We start from the raw sequence: 22531 nt of genomic DNA on the forward strand, positions 1-22531 counted from the left end.
GGGAGTTTCGGCGAAACGGTCTCGCGTCGAGATCTTTCCAATGCCCTGGCCTCATGCCGGATCGAAGGCGATCGGGCGAGGCGAGGACGAACGCCCCGGAAAGAGCCCGAGAGGTCGCTCGGTCATGAGAAGAATCTGGACGCCCATCTTCGTTATGAGCCTGGCCCTGCCCGCGATGGGGGACGAGGCGCCTTCGGCAAAGAAGCCGATCACGCCTCAGGAGGCCGACTTCTTCGAGCGCAAGGTCCGCCCGATCTTGGTGGACAACTGCGTCTCCTGCCACGGGCCCAAGACCCAGAAGTCGGGCATCCGCGTCGACTCGAGGGCCGCGCTCATCGAGGATCAGGGGAGCGGCGCGGTCGTCTCGCCCGGGATCCCGGACGAGAGCCCGCTCATCGAGGTCGTCCGGGGCGACGGGTCGGTCAAGATGCCCCCGTCCAAGCCGCTCAGCGCCGAGGCGGTCGCCGACCTCACGACCTGGGTCAAGATGGGGGCCCCCTGGCCCGACGCCCAGAACCTCGCCGCGCCGGGCTCCTCCGCCGGGGCCGACCCCAAGAAGCACTGGGCCTTCCAGCCGGTCCGCAGGGGGCCGCTGCCGGCCGTCAAGCACCAGGATTGGGCGAAGGGGGGCATCGACGCCTACATCCTCGCCGCCCTCGAGGCCAAGGGGCTCGAACCCTCGCCAGCTGCCGACAAGCGGACCCTGATCCGACGCGCCACGTTCGACCTGATCGGCCTGCCGCCGACGCCGGAAGAGGTCGCCGCCTTCCTCGCGGATGAGTCGCCCGAGGCCTTCGCCAGGGTCGTCGACCGCCTGCTCGCCTCGCCCCATTATGGCGAGCGCTGGGGCCGCTACTGGCTCGACGTGGCCCGCTATGCCGACACCAAGGGGTATATTCTCTTCGAGGACGCCAACTATCCCTGGGCGTACACGTATCGCGACTACGTGATCAAGTCCTTGAATGACGACCTGCCTTACGACCAGTTCATCCTCGAGCAACTGGCGGCCGACCGCCTGGCCTCGGCCGAGGATCGCCGGCCCTTGCGGGCGATGGGCTTCCTCACGCTGGGCAGCCGGTTCATGAACAATGTCCACGACGTGATCGACGACCGGATCGACGTTGTGACCCGCGGCCTGCTCGGCCTGACCGTGAGCTGCGCCCGCTGCCACGACCACAAGTTCGACCCGATCCCGACCAAGGATTACTACTCGCTCTACGGCGTCTTCGCCAGCTCCATCGAGCCGACCAAGCCGCCCCTCTTCGAGGCACCCCCCGCGACCCCTCAGTACGAGTCGTTCGCCAAGGAACTCGCCCAGCGCGAGGCGAAACTCGCCGAGTTCGTCGCCGGCAAGCATGCCGAACTGGTCGATGGGGCCAAGAAGCGAGCCGCCGAGTACCTGATCGCCGGGCAGAACGCTTTGAGTCAGCCGTCGACCGAGGACTTCATGCTCCTGGCCGACGGCGGCGACCTCAACCCGAAGATGGTCATCCGCTGGCGGGTCTTCCTCGACCGCACCCGCAAGAAGCACGACCCCGTCCTCGCCCCCTGGCATGCCTTCGCCGCGATGCCGACCGAAGGGTTCGCCGACAACGCGAAGGCCTATTGCGAGTCGCTCGCGAAGCCGGAAGACGGCTCGCACCCGATCAATCCGATCGTCGCCAAAGAGTTCGCCGAGCATCCGCCGAAGTCGCTTGTCGAGGCCTCCCAGACGTATGCTTGCCTGTTCAATCAGGTCGAGAAGCCCTGGCAGGAGGCGGCCCAACGCGATGCGCTCAACAAGGCCCCGCGGTCGCCGCTCCCCGACCCCGCGATGGAGGCCCTCGCCCAGGTCTTCCACGGGCCCGACGCTCCTCCGGAGGTCCCCTTCGACCCGTATGGCGATCTGGCGCTCCTGCCCGACCGCCCGGCACAGGCGAAGCTCCAGGAGTTGCGGAATGCCGTCGTCACCTGGCGTTCGACCGGCCCCGGCGCCCCGCCCAGGGCGATGGCTCTCGAGGACCTGCCGACCCCGGTCGAGCCGCGCGTCTTCGGCCGGGGGAATCCGAACAACCTCGGCCCGAATGTCCCTAGGCGGTTCCTCGAGGTGCTGAGCCCCGGCGAGCGCCCGGCCTTCCAGGTCGGCAGCGGCCGGCTCGACCTGGCGAAGTCAATCGCGAGCAAGGACAACCCGCTCACGGCGAGAGTCCTGGTCAACCGGGTCTGGATGTACCACATGGGCTCCCCGCTGGTGCAGACCCCCAGCGACTTCGGCCTGCGGAGCGACCCGCCGAGCCACCCCGAGTTGCTCGACCACCTCGCCGCCTCGTTCATGGACGGGGGCTGGTCGCTCAAGGCCCTACATCGCGAGATCATGCTCTCGAACTCGTATCAGCAGATGAGCGACGATCGGGAGGAGGCCCGCAAGATCGACCCCGAGAACGCCTTCTACTGGAGGATGAACGGGCGTCGGCTCGACTTCGAGTCGATGCGCGACACACTGTTGACGGTCTCGGGCCGGCTCGATCCCAAGCTCGGCGGGCCTTCGGTGGCCGACATCACCGGCGCCGCGACCTGCCGCACGGTCTATGCGTTCGTCGACCGCCTGAATCTGCCGGGGATCTTCCGGACCTTCGACTTCCCCGACCCGAACGCGACGAGCGCCAGGCGAGACGCGACGACCGTCGCGCCCCAGGCCCTCTTCTTCATGAACCACCCATTCATGGTGAACGCCGCAAAGGGCTTGCTGAAGCGCCCGGAGGTCGCGGCCGAAGCCGACCTGAACCGTCGCGTCGAGCGGATCTACGGCCTCCTCTTCCAGAGGCCCCCTGCGCCCGAGGAAGCCGAGCTGGCCCGCAGCTTCCTGAATGACGAGAAGGCGACGCCCGAGGCCTGGGAGCACTTCGTGCAACCCTTGCTCCTCTGCAATGAACTGATCTTCATCGACTGATCCAGGGCCGAGCGTGACGACCCCATCGGGCTCTCGAATAGCCCGGCGGGGATCGCGGGACAAGAATGGTCGAGCGGGAGTTTAGGATCGATGTCTGATCACGGAACGCGTCCTGACGATCGGCTGCTGGACCGTCGCGAACTCTTGCGGCGGAGTGGGATGGGCTTCGGGCTCCTGGGCCTGGCGGGCCTGGTCTCGGGCGAGGCCCATGGCAAGACCACCGACCTCAATCCGCTCCTGCCCAAGTCGCCCCACTTCGCCGCGAAGGCGAAACGCGTCGTTCATCTCTTCATGAACGGCGGTCCTTCCCAGATGGACACGTTCGACCCCAAGCCGCTGCTGAACAAGTACCACGGGAAGGCCCTGCCGAACCCGAACCTGCGCACCGAGCGCAAGACCGGCGCGGCGCTCGGCTCCCCGTTCAAGTTCAAGAAGCACGGCGAGAGCGGCATCGAGGTCAGCGAGATCTTCTCCCGCACCGCCGGGTGCATCGACGACATCTGCGTCATCCGCTCGATGTATGCCGACGTGCCGAACCACGAGCCCTCGCTGCTCCTGATGAACTGCGGCGACGGCCGCCTGCACCGGCCGAGCATGGGTTCCTGGGTGACGTACGGGCTCGGCTCGGAGAACCAGAACCTGCCGGGCTTCGTCGCGATGTGCCCTGGCGGTTACCCTGTCGTGGCCACCCAGAACTGGCGGTCGTCGTTCCTTCCGGGCGCCTACCAGGGGACGTACATCGACACCCAGCACACGGATATCCGCAAGCTGATCGAGAACATCCGCAACGACGGAGTTTCCAACGCGGAGCAGCGCAAGCAACTCGACCTCGTGAACCGGCTCAACGAACGCCACCTCGAGAAACACCAGCACGACCCGAGGCTCGAGGCCCGGATCCAGTCGTTCGAGCTCGCCTATCGGATGCAGTCCGAGGCCTCCGACGCCTTCGACTTCGAGAAGGAGCCGCAGGCGATCAAGGAGATGTACGGCACGGGCCTCCACGGCCGGCAGTTGATGATTACTCGCCGACTGCTCGAGCGAGGGGTGCGTGTCGTCCAGGTCTGGAACGGGGCGGGGCAGGCCTGGGATAACCATGAGAATATCAACAAGGATATCCGCGACCTCGCGACCTCCTGGGATCAGCCGATCGCGGCCTTCCTCAAGGACCTGAAGCAGCGCGGGATGCTGGAAGACACCCTGGTGATCTGGGGCGGTGAGTTCGGCCGGACCCCGGTGGCGGAGCTGCCCTCGCTGAGCGGCCGGGATCACAACCACTACGGATTCTCGATGTGGATGGCCGGCGGCGGCGTGAAGGGGGGCTCGGTCGTCGGCGCGACCGACGAGTTCGGCTTCGCCGCGGTGGAGAACAAGGTCCACGTCCACGACCTCCACGCCACGATCCTCCACCTGCTCGGCTTCGACCACGAACAGTTGACCTACCGCTACGCGGGGCGGGACTTCCGCCTCACCGACGTCCACGGCCACGTCGTCAAGGACATCCTCGCCTGATTCCTCCGGCATGCTGGAATGACCGTGTTTGCCGCGTGAACGTGTAGAGATGTGAGCTGATTGCCTCGATCGCCGACGGCCCTCGAGAACCCCCGCCGGATGCCCCCGGCATCGGAGGGGCAGGGGCCCGTCGCGGGATCGAGTTCCCCTCCCTTTTTGCGCTCGCCCGACTCGTCGAAACTCCGAATATCCAAGCCTGACCTTATCTCCAATTTTCGAGAGGTCCCCATGTCCCGAACCGTGATCTGGCCGCAAGACCTCGACTTCGAAACCCCAGGGCGGCGCGATTACTGGGTGTCGCTCGAGCACGACACGATGTGGGGGACGCACCTGATCCCCGTCACCGTCTTCGTCGGGCCGCGCGCCAGCGAAGGGCGCGGGCTCGTGGCCTTCGGCGCGACCCACGGCAACGAGTACGAGGGGCCGACGGCGATCAAGCAACTGATGCAGGAGATCAGCCCCGACCAGGTGCTCGGCCGGATCATCATGATCCCCGTGCTGAATCCCGAGGCCTTCCGCACCGGGACCAGGGACAGCGTGGCGGCGGATAACGTGAACCTGAACCGGGCATTCGTCGACGGGGCGGGGCGGCAGCCGGCGCTCTCTGGCTTCACGCACAGGATCGCCGACTTCGTACGCCGCTGGATTTGGCCGCACGCACATGTTGTACTGGACCTGCACTCGGGCGGCCAGCAGATGCGATTCGGCCTCTGCGCCAGCTTCCACCCGATCGACGACCCCGAGCAGGCCAAGGCGATCGCCGAGACGGCCCGCTGGTTCGGATCCCCCCTGATCATGACCTATCAGAATCGGACCCCCGGCCTGCTCACGAGCGAGGCCGAACGCCTGGGCAAGATCACTGTCGGCACGGAGCTCGGCTGGGGCGAGGCCGTGCTGTCCGAGGGGGTCCGCTACGGTCGCCAGGGGGTGCTCGCCGCCGCGATCCGCCACGGCCAGCTCCGTGGCGAGGTCGAGCCGATCGCCCACCACGCGGCGGGGACCCAGAAGCTCGCCGAGATCGTCGACGCCGGCTGCTACGTGGCGGCCCCGTTCGACGGCCACTATGAAGAGATCATCGCCTGCGGCACGCGCGTGCGTCGGGGCGACGTGGTCGGCCGCCTGCACGACTTCCAGCGCGTCGACGAACTCGCCTGGCCGGCCCGCGCCCCCATCGACGGTGTCGTCGTCGCCCAGGCCTGGGGAGCCCGAGTCCGCCAGGGGCAATTCGCCGTCTGCGTCGGTGTCGAACGCCCCTGGTGATGTCCCTCGTACCGATGCCCGCCCGAACTCCGGAGATGTGAGCCACCATGATCGAGGCCGTCGAGGTCGAGTCGGTACGCCCCACCGGAGTCCGCTGGCGGATCTTCGCCCTGGCATGTGGCGCGTCATTCCTTCTGTACCTGCACCGCTACACCTGGAACTTCGTCGGCCCGAAGCTCCAGGAAGATTTCCAGTTCAGCAACGTCCAGGCGGGCCTGCTCTTTTCGCTCTTCTACTACACGTACTGCCTCGGCCAGATCCCGAGCGGCGTCATCAGCGACCGGTTCGGCCCGCACCGGGTGCTGAGCGTGATCATCGTGGCGTGGTCGCTGGCGATCGCCATGATCGGTCAGACGGCGAATCTCGCGGTCATCGCCGCGTGCCGGCTCCTCTTCGGCGCGGCGCAGGCCGGTTGCTATCCGGCGCTGGCCAAGGTGACGCGCAACTGGTTCCCGATTGCCCAACGCACGACGCTGCAAGGATGGATCGCGACCACGTTCGGCCGGGGCGGCGGCGCGCTCTCGCCGATCATCCTCGGCACGGTCCTGATGGGATGGTGGGGCCTGGCCTGGCCGAGGGCCCTCTTCATCCTGGGTATGGTCGGCATCGCCTACGGGGTGCTCTTCTGGTTCACCTTCCGCAATACGCCGGCGGAACACCCCGGGGTCAATGACGCGGAACGCGAATTGATTGAGGAGGGCTCGTCGTCGGCGTCCTCGAAGGACCAGGCGCCGTTGTCGGCTGGAGTCGCCTGGCGGAGCCGGAGCCTGCGCTTCTTCGTGCTCCAGCAGTACCTCGACGCCGGCTCCGACGTGGCCTTCGTCTCGCTGATCGGCACGTACTTCCTGCGGGCCAGGGGCTTCGACGTCAGCAAGACGGGCTGGCTCGCGAGCCTGCCGCTCTGGGGAGGTGCGCTCGGGGGCCTGGCCGGGGGCTGGCTCAACGACCGCTGCATCAGGTGGAGCGGCAGCCGGCGCTGGTCTCGGAGCCTGATCGGCTTCGTGGGCAAGGTCCTCGGCTGTGCGATGATCGCCCTGATGGTGCAATCGACCGATGGGATCACCGCCGCCTGGATGCTGATGGTGGCCAAGTTCTTCAGCGACTGGAGCCAGCCCACGACCTGGGGCGCCTGCACCGACCTGGCCGGCCGCTACAGCGCGACGGTCTTCAGCATCGTCAACACCGCGGGTACGCTGGGGGGCGTGATCATGCCGATTGTCTTCGGCACCGTCCTCGACTACTTTACAACCCATAGCCTGGTCAACGGCAAGGATCTCCCCACGACAGACTGGGGCCCCTTGTTCTACCTGCTGGCGGCGATGTACCTGGGGAGCGGCGTTTGCTGGCTCCTCATCGACTGCACGCGGAGCCTCGACACCAAGGCCGAGAATCCGGCCCCTGGCCTCGAATGAGCGGTCGATCGCAAACGGGTCGGGTCGACCCGTCCCTCCTTGCCTCGCCTTGATCCAGCACGAAACCTTGTTCTCAGTGAATCCAACGCACACGGAGAAGCGTCAATGCCGACGGTACCGACGAGCGACCTGAAGATCACCTCTGTGGAGGCGATCTACCTGCGCCATTCCCAGGTCAAGACGCAGTGCGACAGCGGCCAGGACGCGCTCGTGGTCAAGATCACGACCGACTCGGGGGTCGTCGGCTACGGCGAGGTCGACTCGGCCCCGCTCGCGGCGAAGGCCGCCATCGAGGGGCCGTTCTCGCACACCGCGACCACCGGCCTGGGGCACGTGCTGATCGGCGAGGACCCGTTCCGCACCGAGTACCTCTGGCAGAAGATGTACCGGGCCAACATCTATGCCGGACGTCGCGGGATCGCCATCCACGCGATGAGCGGCATCGACATGGCCCTCTGGGACATCAAGGGCAAGGTCCTCGGCCAGCCGATCTGGCGGCTCCTCGGCGGCGGCTTCACCGAGTCCCTCCGACCCTACGCCAGCACCCTCTTCGGCGCCACCCCCGAGGAGACCGGCGAGCGCGCCCGTCGCTTCGCCGGCCAGGGTTTCACGGCGGTCAAGTTCGGCTGGGATCCGATGGGCAAGGACGCGAAGACCGACGTCGCCCTCGTCCGCGAGGCCCGCAAGGGGCTCGGCGATGACATCGACCTGATGATCGACGCCGGGCTCGTCTACGACGCCAAGACGGCCATCCAGCGGGCCAAGGCCTTCGAGCAGTATGACCCGTTCTGGTTCGAAGAGCCGCTCCTGCCGGATGACTACGAGGGCTACGCCAAGCTCTCCGCCGCCTCGACGCTCCGCATCGCCGCCGGCGAGGAAGAGAGCGAGCGGAAGTCGTTCCTGCAACTGATGGACGTGGGCAAGATCGACGTCGTGCAGGTCGACCTGACCCGCTGCGGCGGCTTCACCGAGGCCATCAAGATCGCCGCCCTCGCCGCCGACCGCGGCCTGCCGGTCGTCAACCACGGCTTCACCACGTACCTGAACGTCGCCGCCGCCCTCCACTTCCTCGCGAGCGTCCCCAACACGATGGGCCTGCTCGAGTTCGTGGTGGAAGAAGGCACGGTCCTCCGCCACTCGATCAGCGAGCCGATCCGCGCCGTGGACGGCCGCGTCGCCGTCCCGACCGCCCCCGGCCTCGGCCTCGAGATCGACGAGAAGCAGTGGGAGAAGTTCCGCGCCTGAGTTTGAACGAGAGATCTCCGTCGGCATCGCCTTGGGCGATGCCGGCGGGGGCTCTACCTGGTCCCACTACGATTGTGGCCTCTCCGGGCTGCCCACGACGGGGAACCGCTCTGTCGCTGCCCGAACCTGCGAGATGATCGCCGGCAGATAGGTCTGGTCGAAGCCGATGCGGAACTCCAGGGAGTTGCCGTCCATCATCGCGTCGACCAACCGCCCGCGAAGCTCGACGTGTCCACGCCCATCCCCGATCAGCTTGAAGTCGATCCATCCTTCGAGGGTGTCGAACGACGCCTCTCCGCTCAACCCTTCATATAACCTCACCAGTGCGGGCAGGAACGCGGCCAGATCCTCGTTTCGGATCATGCCGTCGAGGTTCCCTCGGAACGCCCCGCAACATACCTCGACCTTGCAGCCGAGCCAGTTCCCATCCCAGTAGTCGTCGGCCTTCGGGTTAGAGCGCCCGTGGAGCGTCAGGGATAGGAATTCGGATCGCTCGCCGCCAAATCGGATGATGCACATCGTCCGCACCGAGGGTGTGGCTTTCGCTGGTTTTGAGCCAATGCCGGCGGGTCAACCAGCGTCAACCAGAAGGTTCACTTCCTCGAGCTCAGGGTTCGATCTCGATCTTCCAATCGCCGTCGGCTTTGATATCGAAGATGTAGGTCCCGTCGTCCTTGATGTTCACGGCTTGCGAACCGTCACATTCGCCGATCTCATTAACGATCCCTTCGATATACTTTCCTCGGTCATCCAGTAGCTTCACGGAAAAATGTCCCTTTCCGGAATGCTTGAATTTGAATCTATACAAGATGTCGCCAAGATTGAATTGCCTTGATGCCATGGTTCCTGTGCCTTCGAAGGAGTAAGACGGATCGGCATCGTGAGGGATGGGCTGCCTGATCACAATCTGCCACTTACCATCAGCTTTGACGTTGAGGATGTGGTTGCCCGTCTTCTCGACTCGGACCGCCCTTGACATAAAGCAGTGACCGATCTCATTTGCGAGATGCTCGGTATTCTCTCCCCCACTGTCGAGGAGTTTGACCATGAAATTGCTCGATCCATTATGAAACAAGGTTACGACAGCCAACCCCTCCTTCAGGAAGAATTCTTCGGTCGCTTGCTGCCCGAATCCACTGAGGTCGATCTTATTACGCTCTTCCAATTGCAGTCGTGCAGCCTCCTTGGCGGCTCGCTCGGCGGCGACTCTCGCCCGTGCCTCCTGATTTGCTTTCTTGAGCTCCTCGGCCGCACGCTCCTTCTCGAGCTTCTCCAGGCGTTCCGCCTCGGCCCTGGCTAGGCGTTCCGCCTCGGCCTGTCGCTTCGCCTCCTCGCGGCGGGCTCGCTCCGCGGGCAGGGCGGCCAGTAAGTTCTGCTTGTATCGTTCCTTCACGCCCTTGAAGTCGGGCTGGAGTTTCGAAGTAATTTCCTCGATATTCGATTCGGCGCCGGCCATTGCGTCTTCCGGAAATACGGATAAGAAGGCCTTTGCGAATTCGGGATCCGAGACCGCTTCCACGAATTTGACGACCTCGGTCACATGCTTTCTATTCGAATCGTTCAAATCTCCGACCCGTGATTTGAGCGAAGTGATCGCGTCTTCGATCTTGCCCTCGTCCAGCCACTTCTCGGCCGAGGCGATGAATTTGGCCTCCGTGGCGTCGCGCTTCTTCACGCGGGCCTGCTCGAGGAGTGCTTTCGCACTCGAGAACTCGGTCGCATTCCGGATCGTGAGGCTGCCTTCGAGCAGGGAGATGGCCTCGTCGTGCCGGCCTTTGTCCAGGAGGTTTTGCGCATCCGAGGTGTTTTGCACGACGGCTCGATTTGCGTTGTCCCGTTGGCGCTTGTTGACGAACTGAATGCTCAACATGGCAAAGATGGCGAGCCCGAACGCGAAACCGGACCAGAGGAGACGCTCGCGGCTCCTGCCCTTCGGCATTTCCGGCTCGGGTTCGACGAATTCCGGTTCAACCAACTCGTCGGGAGGGCTGTCCACCTTGAGCAACTGGCCGCAGAACGGGCACTTGACGGTCTTCCCGAGCTGTTCGTCCCTAACTTTGAGCGTCTTACCGCATTCACAAGCGATAGGTATGGCCATGGTCTCGATCCCGATCGAACAGCCTTGATGATGGATGAAAGAAGGCACGGGCCAACAGAAATCCCTGCCGTCGGTTGTGCCGGGTCAGGTGTCCACTAGATTAGCCTTTGTATCCTCTTCGTATCCAGATCGGATTCCTTCGCTCACTTCCAAAATCCCTCGACGCGACGGCCGGTGGTGACGATGGCTTGCGTGAATGTTGCTGCGAGGTTTGGTCGTCAATTCGTCGGGTTGAGCCATGGGGTTGGGCGTGATTTGTGAACACCGCGTCAGGCTTTGATCGGCTCGCGATATACCCGGTCTGCCGTAATGCGCGATATAGGCGGTTCGATCGTTGCTCGTGCGATACATGGACGGGATGCACCAGGCGGAATGCAACGCAATCGCGGCGCAATGGGGAGAAGTGGTCTCGATCCTGCTCGGCGAAATTGCGGGTTTAAGCGCGTTGCATGGGTCTCGATGGTCGCAACTTCGGCCCGGTCGAGATCCGCCGGCTTCTTGGAGTTTTGGGGGTTCAGGAGTCCGATATCAGAGACGTCGTGTGCATCCCCTCAAGGCCGAGGGTCGGATCAGCACGAGTTCTAGTCGGACTTCACTCTCCGCGCTTCTCTGGAGCTAATTCCAATGCGGTTTTCCGACGTGAGGCGTAACCTTCCGGGTTTTGCCCGATCTTCGGGTCCAGAACGTCGAGGCATGCGAAGGCGTCGGGTCGAACCGTTGGCGCTGGAGGCGCTGGAGATCCGGGTGACGCCCGCGACGAGTACCTGGACCGGCGCAGTCAGCGGCGCGTGGTCGGAGGCCGGCAACTGGGACGTGGCCCCCGCCAACGGCAACGACCTCGTCTTCCCGTCGACGGCGGCGAACCTGTCGAACAATAACGACCTGACCTCCGTCGACCAGTTCGCCTCGCTGACGATTCAGGCCGGCGGCTACACCCTGGCCGGGAATGCCATCAACCTGAACGGGCCGATCGACGCCTCGCAGGCCACCGGCAATAGCACGCTCTCTCTGCCGATCGTGGTCGGCGGCTCGACCACCGTCACGGTGGATAACGCCGCGGGCTCATTGACGGCCAGCGGCGTGATCAGCGGCGCGGGCGGCCTGACCAAGGCAGGGCCGGGCTCCCTGATCCTCTCGAGCCCCAACACGTATAACGCCGCGACCACGGTATCGGGCGGCAAGCTCCAGGTCGACGGGACCCAGAACGCCAGCGCCGTGACGGTGGGCTCGGGCGCGACGCTGTCGGGCGTCGGTACGGTCGGTCCTGTCACGTCCAATTCGGGGACGATCGCCCCGGGAGATACCGGCACGGGCATCCTGACGGATAGCGGCACCCTGACGATGGGGACGGGCTCCACGCTCGTCGTGCCCATCAACGGCACGACGGCCGGCACCGAATACAGCCAGTTGAAGGTGGCCGGGCAGGTCAACATCACCGGCGCGACCCTGAACGCGACCCTCGGCTTCACGCCGACGGCCCACGAGCAGATCGTCGTCATCGACAACACAGGCTCGCAGGCGGTGACCGGCACGTTCAACGGGCTGGCGGAAGGGGCCGAGCTGACGCTCAACGGCGAAGAATTCCAGATCAGCTATAAGGGGGGAGACGGCAATGACGTCGTCCTGACCCACCTCCTCGATAGCAGCACGGCGGTGACCAGCACGCCGGCCTCGCCGGTCGTCGGCCAGTCGGTCACGCTCACGGCGACCGTCACGGGCACGGCGTCGCAGACCCCCGCTGGCTCGGTCGAGTTCTTCAACGGGGCGACCTCGCTCGGCTCAACGACCCTGGTCAACGGCGTGGGCACGCTCCAGTTGACGAACCTGCCCGTCGGGGCCAACTCGATCACGGCGAAATACAAGGGCGACATCAACTTCGCCGCCAGCACCTCGCCCGTATCGACGGTGACGATCGGCCAGGCCGCCACGACCACGGCCTTGACGGCGACCCCGAACCCGTCTCCCTTCGGCCAGTCGGTCACGATGACCGCGACCGTCTCCGTGACGAGTCCCGGCGCGGGGAGCCCGACCGGCCAGGTCGAGTTCTTCAGCGGCACGACCTCGCTGGGGACCGTCTCGATCACCAACGGCACGGCCTCGCTCCAGACGACCGACATCCCCACCGGCACCAACACGCTGACGGCCCAGTACAAGGGTGACGGCAACTTCCAGGTGAGCACCTCGCCGGGCCTGGCCCAGACCATCTCCGCCACCGCGGCGACGACCACGGCTCTTTCGACCTCCGCCTCCTCGACGACCTTCGGGCAGTCGATCACCCTGACGGCGAACGTCTCGCCGAACGCGTCGAGCTCCACCACCCTGACGGGCTCGGTCCAGTTCTTCAGCGGCACGACCTCGCTGGGCACGTCGACCCTGACCAACGGCGTCGCGACCCTGGCGACCACGGCCTTGCCCGTCGGCAGCGACGCGGTGACCGCCAAGTACCTGGGCGACTCGAACTTCGCCCCGAGCACCTCGGCCGCCTCGACGGTGACGGTCTCCCAGGCGTCCACGACCACGTCGCTGACGGCGACGCCGAACCCGTCGCCGTTCGGCCAGCCGGTGACCCTGACGGCCACGATCTCCCCGGTCAGCCCGGGTACGGGCACGGCTTCGGGAACGGTCGAGTTCTTCAGCGGGACGACCTCGCTGGGCACGGCGACCCTCGCCGGCGGCGTCGCGACCCTGAAGCCGACGAACATCCCGGTCGGCACCAACTCGATCACCGCCCACTACCAGGGCGACACCAATTTCACCGCCAGCACGTCGACCGCCGTTTCCCAGACGGTGACCCCGACCGCCGCCACGACGACGAGCCTGACGACCTCGGCCTCCTCGATCGTCTTCGGGCAGTCGGTGACGCTGACGGCGAACGTGGCCCCCTCGGCGTCGAGCTCGAGCACCATCTCCGGGTCGGTCGAGTTCTTCAGTGGTTCGACCTCGCTCGGCACGGGCACAATCGCCAACGGCGTCGCCACGCTGAACACGACCGCCTTGCCGCTCGGCAGCGACTCGATCACGGCGAAGTACCTGGGCGACTCCAACTTCTCTCCGAGCACCTCGGCCGCATCGACGGTGACCGTGGCGCAGGCCGCGACGACCTCGACCCTGACCGCCGCCCCGAGCCCGGCGGCCGTCGGCCAGACGGTCACGCTCACGGCGACCATCAAGGCGACGAGCCCCGGCTCGGGCACGCCGACGGGGACCGTCGAGTTCTTCAACGGCACCACGTCGCTGGGCACGGGCACGGTCAACAGCAGCGGCATCGCGACCTTGCAGACGCTCTCGCTGCCGCTCGGTTCCAACTCCCTGACGGCGGTGTACTCGGGCGACACGAACTTCACCACCAGCACGTCGCCGGCCTTCACCGAGAACATCCTCCAGGGCTCCACGACCACCGTCAACACGTCGTCCTCGTCCATCGTCTTCGGCCAGTCGGTGACGCTCACGGCGACCGTGAGCCGCAGCGGCACCGGGTCCGCCACGCCGACGGGGACAGTCCAGTTCTTCAGCGGGTCGACCTCGCTGGGGACCGGGACGCTCACCAACGGCACGGCCACCCTGCAATCGTCGGCGATCCCCACCGGCACGAACTCGATCACGGCCGTCTACCAGGGGGATTCGACCTTCGCGTCGAGCACCTCGGCCGCGATCACCATCAGCGTGACCCAGGCCTCGACGCTGACGACGCTGACGGCGAATCCGACGGCGTCTTCGCTGGGTCAGACCGTCACGCTGACGGCCGCGGTCACGGCGGTGAGCCCGGGCTCGGGCACGCCGACGGGTACGGTCACGTTCAGCAACGGGTCGACCACCCTGGGGACTGCGACGCTCAGCAACGGCGTCGCCACCTTGACCACGACGGCCCTGCCGCTGGGCACGGCCTCGATCACGGCGTCGTACGCCAACACGACGAACTTCGCCTCGAGCTCCTCGTCCGCGGCGACGGTGACCGTCAGCACGGCGAACTCCAACACGACGCTGACGGCCTCGCAGAACCCGTCGCTCGCCGGGCAGCAGATCATCCTGACCGCGACCGTTCGGTCCGCCAACAACCCGACGAATCCGACGATCCCCTCGGGTACCGTGCAGTTCTTCAACGGTACCACCCTCCTCGGGACCGTGAACCTGGGGGCCACCTCCCAGGCCTCGCTCCTGGTGACGACCTTCGTGCCGGCGGGGACCGCGTCGTTCACGGCGGTCTACTCGGGCGACACGAACTACGTGAAGAGCACCTCGAATGCCCTGAGCCAGGTGGTGATCCCGGGCACCACCGCGACGAGCGTGGGGATTAGCGGCACGGCAACCCCGAACCAGCCGGTCACGTTGACGGCCTTCGTCGGCCCGCTCTATCCGTCCAACGGCCAGCCGACCGGCACCGTGAACTTCCTGGTCAACGGAAAGGTCGTGGGCTCGGGCACGCTCGTCAACGGCCAGGCCACGCTGTCGGTCTCGAGCCTCCCGGTCGGCACCACCAGCGTCCTTGCGGTGTACACGGGCGACTCGAACTACCAGGGCAGCACCTCGGTGAGCTCGCTGATCACGGTCGGCAACTCCACCCAGTTGTTCGTCAACAAGGTGTACGAGCAGTACCTCCACACGGCGCCGACCAACGTGGCCCTGACGCGCTGGACTGCCCGCCTCGAGCGAGGTTACCCGGCGGCCAAGTTCGTCCAGACGATCCGTCGCCAGGCCCTCTCGCAGGCCCGCCGCGGTCACTGAGGCTGATGGCTCATCGAGACGCCTCGGGCTTCGGTCCGGGGCGTCTGAAAATCGATTCCGATGGGGCGGGCCTTGTGCCCGCCCCTTTTCGTTGGCCCGCTCATTCCGCGGGATCGAGGCCGCGGTTCTGCAAGGTCGTCAGGATCACATAGACGGCGAAGGAGATCCCGAAGCTGAGGAACCAGGCATAGTGATAGAGCTCGGTCCAGATCGGGGCGACCTTGCTCACCCCGACCTCGCCGAGGAAGCCTGGGACGCACGGCCCGATCCCGACCGCCAGTGCGATCAGCGCGTTTGGGTTGAATCCGTTCGCGTACCAGTATCGCCCGCCTCTCCGATAGAGCGAGGCCAGGTCGAGCCTCGTGCGACGGACGAGGAAGTAGTCGGCGATCAGAATCCCGCCCACGGCTCCCAGCAGCGACGAATAGGCGACCAGCCAGCGGAAGATGTAGCCCGAGGGGTCGGCGATCAGCTTCCAGGGCTGGATCGCGATCCCGAGCACGCCCGTGATCAGGCCGCCGGTCCGGAAGGATATCCGCCTCGGCCAGAGGTTGGCGAAGTCATTCGCGGGGCCCACGACGTTGGCCGCGACGTTGGTGGCGAGCGTCGCCACGCCGAGCGCGAGCATCGCCAGGGCGAGTGCCCAGGGGTCGCGGAACTTCGCGAGTAGCTCGATCGGATCCCAGATCGTCTCGCCGAAGATCGTCATCGTGGCCGACGTCACCGCCACGCCGATGAACGAGAAGAACCCCATCGTCGAGGGCAACCCGAGCGCCTGGCCCAACGCTTGGTCTCGCTGGGTGCGTGCGTAGCGGCTGAAGTCGGGGATGTTGAGCGAGAGCGTGGCCCAGTAGCCCACCATCGCCGTCAACGCCGGGAAGAAGAACGCCCAGAACTGGCCCGACTTGGCCTCGCCCGCTGAGAATTGCGAGGGCCTGGCCAGCATCGGGCCGAACCCATTCGCGCCTCGGTAGGCCCAGACCAGGAGCGCGAGCCCCAAGGCGATCAGGAGCGGGGCCTTGACGTTGAGCAGGAGCCGGATCGAGTCGATCCCTCGATAGATCACGGCCATGTTGATGCACCAGAAGAGCAGGAAGCACCCGAGCTGCGCGGGGTTGATGCCCAGGCCGGGGATCGGGGCGAGCTTCTCCCAGGCGGGCAGCCCGATCGTCGCGATCTTGTAAATCGCCCCGCCGCCGATCCAGCACTGGATGCCGAACCAGCCGCAGGCCACGAGCGCCCGGAGCATCGCCGGGACGTTCGCCCCGAGGATCCCGAACGAGGCCCGGCAATAGACGGGGAAGGGGATGCCGTACTTCGTCCCCGCGTGGGCGTTGAGGATCATCGGCACGAGGACGATCGTGTTGCCGAGGAAGATCGTCAGGACCGCCTGCCACCAGTTCATCCCCTCGGCGATCAAGGACGAGGCAAGCATATAAGTGGGTATGCACGCCGACATCGAGATCCAGAGCGCCGCCATGTCCCGGACGCCCCAGCGCCTTTCTCCGGCCGAGGTCGGCGCGAGGTCCGGGTTCGCGAAGGCGGATTCGAGCACCGAGGACGGGTCGTCGTCCGTGGTCGTGGCGTGGGAGAGCGGGGCCGCAGTCATCGTCGATCCTCAAGCCGGTGAGCCCAGGTGTTCAACCTCCCAGGCTATCCGAGGAGGGCACGGCGATCCATCGCGATGTGTCTCGGTTCCATGAACGGTGATGCGGGCATCATCGCGAATGCGTACGTGCCGAGGGTCAGGAGCCGGCCGCACTTCGGGCGCAGCGGAAGCCGACGTGCGACATCCCGGAGTCGGGGCTGCAACCGTGGCGGGCGCTGGGGCGATAGCGGCTGCAGTAGGAGTCGTTGCACAGGAACGAGCCGCCGCGCTGGACGCGTTGCGGGACGAAGGGCCGGGCGGGGTCGTGCGACCGCTCGGGGCCCGCGGGGTTGTCGACGAGGCCCTGGGCCGGTCCCGAGCGCCTCCGGTAGAGATCGCGCTCGTACCAGTCGGCGCACCACTCCCAGACGTTGCCGGCCACGTCGTACAGGCCGTAGCCGTTGGGCGGGAACGACTTCACCGGGGACGTGCGAGCGTAGCCGTCGGCCTGATTGTTGAGGTGTGGGAACTCTCCTTGCCAGATGTTGGCCAGAGCATGAGTATCGCTCGGAGGCTCGTCGCCCCAGGCATAAGGCTCGCCGACGAGGCCGCCGCGGGCGGCGAACTCCCACTCGGCCTCGGTGGGGAGCCTCTTGCCGGCCCAGCGGGCGTAGGCGTTGGCGTCGTCCCAGGAGACCTGGACTACCGGGTGCTGCTCCCGGCCTTCGAGGCTGCTCCCGGGCCCCTCGGGATGCCGCCAGTCCGCTCCCGGGGTCCAGGCCCACCACTGCGAGAAGTCGTCGAGCTTCACCTTCCCGGTCGGCGGCGAGAAGACGAGCGACCCGGCGACGAGCGACTCCTTCGGCGGCGGCGGCGTGCCGGGCGGGCTCTGGCTCATGATCTCCTCGAGCGTCGGGGCCTTTTCCGCCGTGGTGACGTAATGGGTCGCGTCGACGAACGCGCGAAACTCGGCGTTCGTCACCTCATGCTCGTCGATCCAGAATCCGTCGACGCGGACGGGATGCGCCGGCTTCTCATCGGGCCAGGCCTGTTGCGAGTCCGTCCCCATGACGAACTCCCCGCCCGGGATCCAGGCCATGCCCGCTGGAGGAGCTTCATTGGAGGGCGAAACCTTGATGGGAGCCTGGCGCGTCAGCTTGACGACGGCGAAGGTTACTCCGAAGGCCACGATCGCCAGGATCGCGAGCCGTGCGAATCTCATCCAGGGCACTGGAGTGGCACCTGCCCCTGGCTCGACTGGTGAAGGTGCCGCCGCCGGCGCTTGCTGGCGAAGTCCAGGCTGCTGGCTGTTACGTGTGGCTCGTTTCGATCGGCTCATGAGTACTTAGATCGACAAAATTATGACGAATTGAAAATAAAGATATCACGTTAATTAGGTTTAGCGAATGCCTCGAGCTCGGCCCGAAGCTGCTTGAGCAGGTCATCTCCGGCCGACTCGTGGACGGAGCGGACGAGCCCATCCCGGTCGATGACGATCAGGGTGGGGAGGTGGCCGATGCCGATGGCGTCGGCCGCCTTGCCGTCGGGGTCGATGAGGATCTTGAGGTCGGCGGGTTGCTTCGCCAGGTGGGCCGAGACGGCCTGAGCTGTCTCACCCGCATTAACGGCGAGGAAGGCGGTCTCCTTGTGTTCGGCTCGAAGCTTCGCGAGGTCTAGCAAGAGCCGGGCGGACTCGTCATTGGAGGTCGACCAGAAGGCCAGCACGACGCTTTGCTTGCCCTTGAAGTCGTCCAGCTTGATCGAGCCCCCGCCGAGCTTCGCCAGGCCGATGCCGGGCGCGGGCTGGCCCAGGAGCCTCGCGGGCGAGGCGTTCGCGAGCGCGGACTCCAGGTCCTCGACGAGCTTCGCGTCCCCCGGGAGATCGAGGGTGAACGATTTCGGGTCGAGCGGCTTGCCGATGGCCCAGGTCAGGGCGGTCGTCATCGTGAGCTTGAGGACGGCCCCATTGTTGCCATCGTCGGTGTATTTGGCGACGCGGACCATCTTGCGGGGCAGGGTCTGATCTGCGGGGCCGAGCCAGAACTCCTCGTCGTCGAGGCCCCAGACGAGCTGGAAGTGGTCGACAGCCAGCCCGTCGAGCCGGTCCTCGCCGAGGTGCTTGACCTCCTGGCTGCGGGCGAGGATGTAACCCTTCAGGTCGGTTCGCAAGAGGCTGTCGATCAACGAACCCTTGAGGTTCGCCAGGAGGAACGGGTCGGCCTCCGCCAGGTGCGCGGGGGTCGGCAGAGGGGCTCGGGCGTAGAGCTTGCGGGCCGGGAGATAGGTCGTCAGGTCCTTGCCGTCGGCGACGGCGATCAGGCTCGGTTCCTTGCCCTCGGCCTGTCGGACCTCGACGCGGAACCGGTTCGGCCGTTCGAAACGGAAGGTGAAGAAGGTGGCTCCTACGTCCCCGTCGTCCCCCTTCCAGTCCAGCTTCACGGCGACGGCATAGGAGGGCAGGGCCCTCAGTGCTTGCTCCATCCGCGTGACGGAGGCCGCGAACTTCGGGTCGTTCGCGGGCCCCGCAGGTTCGTCCTGCGCCTGCGCGAAAGAGGAGGAGGGAGCGAGTACGATCGCCAGCAAGGCCGGAATCAACGATCTCATGGATCAGTCCTCGTCGCGCCCCCGGCGATGTTCGAGCCGCAAGGCCTCCAGTCGCCTCGTCTCACGCCCAGTCATGGGTTGATCATGGACGCGAGCCGCCCGGGTTGCAAGCGGCCGGGGGCGCTCGGGTCGCGCTTCGACGAACAGCCTCGGCACGCATCTTCGCAGGCCAGCCCCGCGACACATCGACGAAATGCGATTGTTCGGAGATTTCGCTCGACTCTCGCCCCTCGAAACTCGCCGCCGTCTCGAAAGCCTGGGGATAGCCGTTCGCGGTCTCGGGCTCTCCGCCCGGCAGGCGCATGGGTTATCTAGATTTTGTTTGATGTGGATTGGCGAATCAGAAGGTCTCATCGAGTCAGCCGGTCGAAGAAGTCGTCACACGCCTCCTGCTCGGTGTCGAACCGCTTGAGGCCGGCGCGGGAGCCCCTCTCGCTGTAATACACCCGCCATTTGCCATCGGCTTCCTCGAGACAATACGCCTCGTTCGGCAACCCACCGGCCAGGCTATAGGCGTCCCTTGGGATGTCGCTAGCGTCGAGCTTCTCCTCATGCTCAATGAGAGTCACGATTCCGCCTTTCGTAGGAGAGTTCCCCGGCAAATTGCCGGAGGTCGCTCCCGGCTTGTATCGGATTGAATCCCCTTCAGCCGCACGCGACTCGCCCGTGAAAGTTTACGCCCGAGAAGTCTCGAAATCATCGGAATGATGCTGATATGAAGTGAATGGGCTCGAGTGAATTGCCCCAATCTCGATTTGTTTTCTCGGGATCGAGCCCGGGCTTGATGCTCAGAACTGCAGTTGACTATTGGCTTTAAAGCGATATAACTCGTGGAGCCAAGAGGCTTGTGGCCGGTAGAACAAATCCGGTGCGTTTGGTGTCCCAAGTCATCATTCTCGGCTCTCGTGCGATCCCCTGATCCCTCTGCAGCGCTGATCTCGCGGTATCCCATGTCGTGCCCTTCGGCGATTTCCGCCATCACGGGCCAGGATTCGACTTCGGCGATCATGGCTTGCCGTCCTCCTGGTCCTCCTGGAGAAGTATGAGCGATCCCGGTGGATGCTCGGCATCCGTTGATGCTCCGGGTCGCATCCCGATGCCGAGGTGCATCGGAGGCCGAGAGCCGGCATCGGCCCTTTCAGGTGACGGTCCCGAAATCATTGAGCGGTATTGCCGGTCCCCTCGCACGCGGTGCCATGGACGATCGAAATAGAGAAGTGCTTATCATCGGGCGAATTGATGCTTTCTGGGGCGGGCGTCTCATGGCCTTCCGCGGGCTCGAATTGATGGGGATGGGGCGGCCTGCTGCGCGGATATTCGCGCTGGCGGTGGTCTCGCTGGTCGCGATCCTGGGGCCGATGGCCCGGCGGTCGAGTGCCCAGCAAGCGGCCTCCGCCCCATCGACGCCTTCCACCCTCGCGGCAAACCCGGCCTCGCGAGAGGCCCAGCTCGAGGCGCGCCTGCTCAAGCTCGAGGCGATGAATCAGAAGATCCTCGATCAGTACGAGGTGATGGATAGGAAGCACAACGAGCGTTATGCCACGCTCTCGCGCGACTTCGAGTCCCTTCGCGCCAAGGTCCAGCAAGGGCAATCGCCGGCTCAACCGGGATCTCCGTCGCAGCCCCAGCCGCAACCGCCCGGTCCTGGCGGCGGGGCCTCGTCGCCCCCCTCGGGCACCAGCGGGTCCGACCCCGACGGCGATCAGATCCCCGAAGGCTCCGAGGGGACGATCGGCCGGGGGACCGACACCGAGGGCATGACCTCGCAGGGCGGGGGCGCCGGGGGGACCGACGGCGACCGCGTCGGGGCGACCCCGTACGGGCCGAGCGATGGCGTCAAGTCGGGCGGCGACACCACCCGGGGCGGCGGCAACGGCAAGGGTGCGAACGGCACGATCGGACGCCGGGGGAAGGAGGGGGAGTCCAGGCCCATCTCCACCACCATCGGCAACGGCCTCCGGTTCGAGTCCGAGGACCAGGAGTTCCAGCTCCAGTTCCACGACCTGACGCAGGCCGAGTTCCGCTATTTCCCGGGCGCGGGAGGCCAGAGTCCGCTCAAGGACCAGTTCTTCGTCCCCAGGCAACGCTGGTACTTCACCGGCAGGGCGACCAAGCACGTCGAGTTCTACACGGACCTCAACCGGGGCTACGGCAGCATCGACCTCCTCGACGCCTTCATCAACTACAACATCGACCCCCGGTTCCAGACCCGCGTCGGGCGCACCAAGACGCCGACCTCCTACGAGTATTACCAGATCGCCGAGGGCGACCTGATCGCCCCCGAGCGCTCCCTGTACACGGGGAACTTCTCGGGCAACCGGCAGGTCGGCATCATGGAACACGGCCAGATCCTGGACAAGCGGGCGGAGTACGCCATCGGCGTCTTCAACGGCCCCCGGCGTTCGTTCTCGGCGACGACGAACAGCAAGAACCTTTACGCGTTCTTCAACGTCCGGCCGTTCCAGAAGCTCGAGTCGTCCCCGCTGCAGTATTTCAACATCGGCGCCGAGTATGATTTCGGCAACGGGTCCAACCCCGGCACCCAGCCGATGATCCTGACGACCGCCAACGACCAGTCGGCCGCGGCGTCCAGCCCGGTCGTCCGGAGCCTTTCTCCCACGTTCTTCATGTTCAACAGCAACGTGGTGGAGTCGGGCTACCGGGCGCACACGTCGGCCTGGATCGCCTGGTTCTACAAGAGCTTCAACCTGCTGGCGCAGTTCGACGGCGGGTTCCAGGACTACGCCCTGGCCTCCGGCCCCGCGTATCGGACCAAGGTGGCCCAGAACGGCTATTTCGTGCAGGCGTACTACTTTCTGACGGGCGAGGAGATCAAACGCCGGGTGGACGTGGAGCCGAAGCGGCCGTTCAAGTTCAAGGACGGCCGGCTCGAGTCGATCGGGGCCGTCGAGGTGCATGCGCGTTACAGCGTGCTCGACCTGTCGCACAACGTCTTCTCCAGCGGGTTCGCCGACCCGAACCTCTGGAGCAACCACGCGCAGTCGATCGACCTCGGATTCAACTGGTACCCGTATAAGTACACGAAGATTTATTTCGACTGGCAGCACTCCCTCTTCGGCAACCCGGTCTATAACGGCCCGAGGACCCTCGCCCGGAGCGCGGACCTGCTCTGGCTCCGCTTCCAGCTCTTCTTCTGAGTCTGA

Annotated in this window: 13 protein-coding genes; 7 read left to right on the top strand and 6 right to left on the bottom strand. The window is 65.7% G+C overall.

From position 1 onward, the window contains the following. The first annotated feature begins 124 nt into the window (after nucleotides 1-124). The 5 genes from ACOYYX_RS01670 (at nucleotide 125) to ACOYYX_RS01690 (ending at nucleotide 8355) form a co-directional block, all read left to right on the top strand. Nucleotides 125-2929 carry a PSD1 and planctomycete cytochrome C domain-containing protein gene (locus ACOYYX_RS01670; protein WP_422928199.1) on the top strand — a complete coding sequence of 935 codons (2805 nt, stop codon included), beginning with the start codon at nucleotides 125-127 and terminating at the stop codon, nucleotides 2927-2929. A gap of 90 nt (nucleotides 2930-3019) precedes the next feature. Beyond that, entirely contained in the window at nucleotides 3020-4438 is a 1419-nt protein-coding gene (locus tag ACOYYX_RS01675; RefSeq protein WP_422928200.1) for a DUF1501 domain-containing protein, read from the top strand. Nucleotides 4439-4666: 228 nt separating this feature from the next. Then, nucleotides 4667-5698: a succinylglutamate desuccinylase gene (locus ACOYYX_RS01680; RefSeq protein WP_422928201.1), complete on the top strand. Its 1032-nt coding sequence runs from the start codon at nucleotides 4667-4669 to the stop codon at nucleotides 5696-5698. A gap of 47 nt (nucleotides 5699-5745) precedes the next feature. Continuing rightward, complete coding sequence (locus ACOYYX_RS01685) at nucleotides 5746-7110, top strand: MFS transporter (protein ID WP_422928202.1); 1365 nt, start codon at nucleotides 5746-5748, stop codon at nucleotides 7108-7110. A gap of 105 nt (nucleotides 7111-7215) precedes the next feature. Continuing rightward, nucleotides 7216-8355: a mandelate racemase/muconate lactonizing enzyme family protein gene (locus tag ACOYYX_RS01690; protein ID WP_422928203.1), complete on the top strand. Its 1140-nt coding sequence runs from the start codon at nucleotides 7216-7218 to the stop codon at nucleotides 8353-8355. A 66-nt stretch (nucleotides 8356-8421) separates the two neighbouring features. Here ACOYYX_RS01690 and ACOYYX_RS01695 read toward each other — a convergent pair whose 3' ends face one another. Beyond that, entirely contained in the window at nucleotides 8422-8874 is a 453-nt protein-coding gene (locus tag ACOYYX_RS01695) for a WapI family immunity protein (RefSeq protein ID WP_422928204.1), read from the bottom strand. Between the two features lie 88 nt (nucleotides 8875-8962). Continuing rightward, nucleotides 8963-10453 (bottom strand): hypothetical protein, encoded by a 1491-nt coding sequence (locus ACOYYX_RS01700; protein ID WP_422928205.1) that lies wholly within the window; start codon nucleotides 10451-10453, stop codon nucleotides 8963-8965. A 693-nt stretch (nucleotides 10454-11146) separates the two neighbouring features. Between ACOYYX_RS01700 and ACOYYX_RS01705 the strand changes: the two genes are divergently transcribed. Beyond that, nucleotides 11147-15175 (top strand): beta strand repeat-containing protein, encoded by a 4029-nt coding sequence (locus tag ACOYYX_RS01705; protein ID WP_422928206.1) that lies wholly within the window; start codon nucleotides 11147-11149, stop codon nucleotides 15173-15175. A 100-nt stretch (nucleotides 15176-15275) separates the two neighbouring features. Here ACOYYX_RS01705 and ACOYYX_RS01710 read toward each other — a convergent pair whose 3' ends face one another. From ACOYYX_RS01710 to ACOYYX_RS01725, 4 genes are all read right to left on the bottom strand, one after another. After that, entirely contained in the window at nucleotides 15276-16784 is a 1509-nt protein-coding gene (locus ACOYYX_RS01710; protein ID WP_422928207.1) for an NCS1 family nucleobase:cation symporter-1, read from the bottom strand. Between the two features lie 136 nt (nucleotides 16785-16920). Continuing rightward, a complete protein-coding gene (locus ACOYYX_RS01715; RefSeq protein ID WP_422928208.1) occupies nucleotides 16921-17985 on the bottom strand; it encodes a formylglycine-generating enzyme family protein in 1065 nt (354 codons plus the stop codon). 167 nt (nucleotides 17986-18152) lie between these two features. Next, the gene (locus tag ACOYYX_RS01720) at nucleotides 18153-19367 is read right to left on the bottom strand and encodes a DUF2092 domain-containing protein (RefSeq protein WP_422928209.1); all 1215 of its coding nucleotides are present in this window, start codon (nucleotides 19365-19367) and stop codon (nucleotides 18153-18155) included. Nucleotides 19368-19717: 350 nt separating this feature from the next. Beyond that, a complete protein-coding gene (locus tag ACOYYX_RS01725) occupies nucleotides 19718-19936 on the bottom strand; it encodes a hypothetical protein (protein ID WP_422928210.1) in 219 nt (72 codons plus the stop codon). Between the two features lie 693 nt (nucleotides 19937-20629). Here ACOYYX_RS01725 and ACOYYX_RS01730 point away from each other — a divergent pair. Then, nucleotides 20630-22525: an OprO/OprP family phosphate-selective porin gene (locus ACOYYX_RS01730; protein WP_422928211.1), complete on the top strand. Its 1896-nt coding sequence runs from the start codon at nucleotides 20630-20632 to the stop codon at nucleotides 22523-22525. The last annotated feature ends 6 nt before the right edge of the window (nucleotides 22526-22531 follow it).

Source organism: Singulisphaera chitinilytica (assembly GCF_049331405.1).
Taxonomy (GTDB): domain Bacteria; phylum Planctomycetota; class Planctomycetia; order Isosphaerales; family Isosphaeraceae; genus PoT.

Excerpts from the sequence above, each read along its gene's own strand:
- ACOYYX_RS01705 (WP_422928206.1), top strand. The coding sequence starts at position 11,147 with ATGCGAAGGCGTCGGGTCGAACCGTTGGCGCTGGAGGCGCTGGAGATC.
- ACOYYX_RS01700 (WP_422928205.1), bottom strand. The coding sequence starts at position 10,453 with ATGGCCATACCTATCGCTTGTGAATGCGGTAAGACGCTCAAAGTTAGG.
- ACOYYX_RS01730 (WP_422928211.1), top strand. The coding sequence starts at position 20,630 with ATGGCCTTCCGCGGGCTCGAATTGATGGGGATGGGGCGGCCTGCTGCG.
- ACOYYX_RS01690 (WP_422928203.1), top strand. The coding sequence starts at position 7,216 with ATGCCGACGGTACCGACGAGCGACCTGAAGATCACCTCTGTGGAGGCG.
- ACOYYX_RS01695 (WP_422928204.1), bottom strand. The coding sequence starts at position 8,874 with ATGTGCATCATCCGATTTGGCGGCGAGCGATCCGAATTCCTATCCCTG.
- ACOYYX_RS01685 (WP_422928202.1), top strand. The coding sequence starts at position 5,746 with ATGATCGAGGCCGTCGAGGTCGAGTCGGTACGCCCCACCGGAGTCCGC.
- ACOYYX_RS01710 (WP_422928207.1), bottom strand. The coding sequence starts at position 16,784 with ATGACTGCGGCCCCGCTCTCCCACGCCACGACCACGGACGACGACCCG.
- ACOYYX_RS01715 (WP_422928208.1), bottom strand. The coding sequence starts at position 17,985 with ATGAGATTCGCACGGCTCGCGATCCTGGCGATCGTGGCCTTCGGAGTA.
- ACOYYX_RS01675 (WP_422928200.1), top strand. The coding sequence starts at position 3,020 with ATGTCTGATCACGGAACGCGTCCTGACGATCGGCTGCTGGACCGTCGC.
- ACOYYX_RS01670 (WP_422928199.1), top strand. The coding sequence starts at position 125 with ATGAGAAGAATCTGGACGCCCATCTTCGTTATGAGCCTGGCCCTGCCC.
- ACOYYX_RS01720 (WP_422928209.1), bottom strand. The coding sequence starts at position 19,367 with ATGAGATCGTTGATTCCGGCCTTGCTGGCGATCGTACTCGCTCCCTCC.
- ACOYYX_RS01680 (WP_422928201.1), top strand. The coding sequence starts at position 4,667 with ATGTCCCGAACCGTGATCTGGCCGCAAGACCTCGACTTCGAAACCCCA.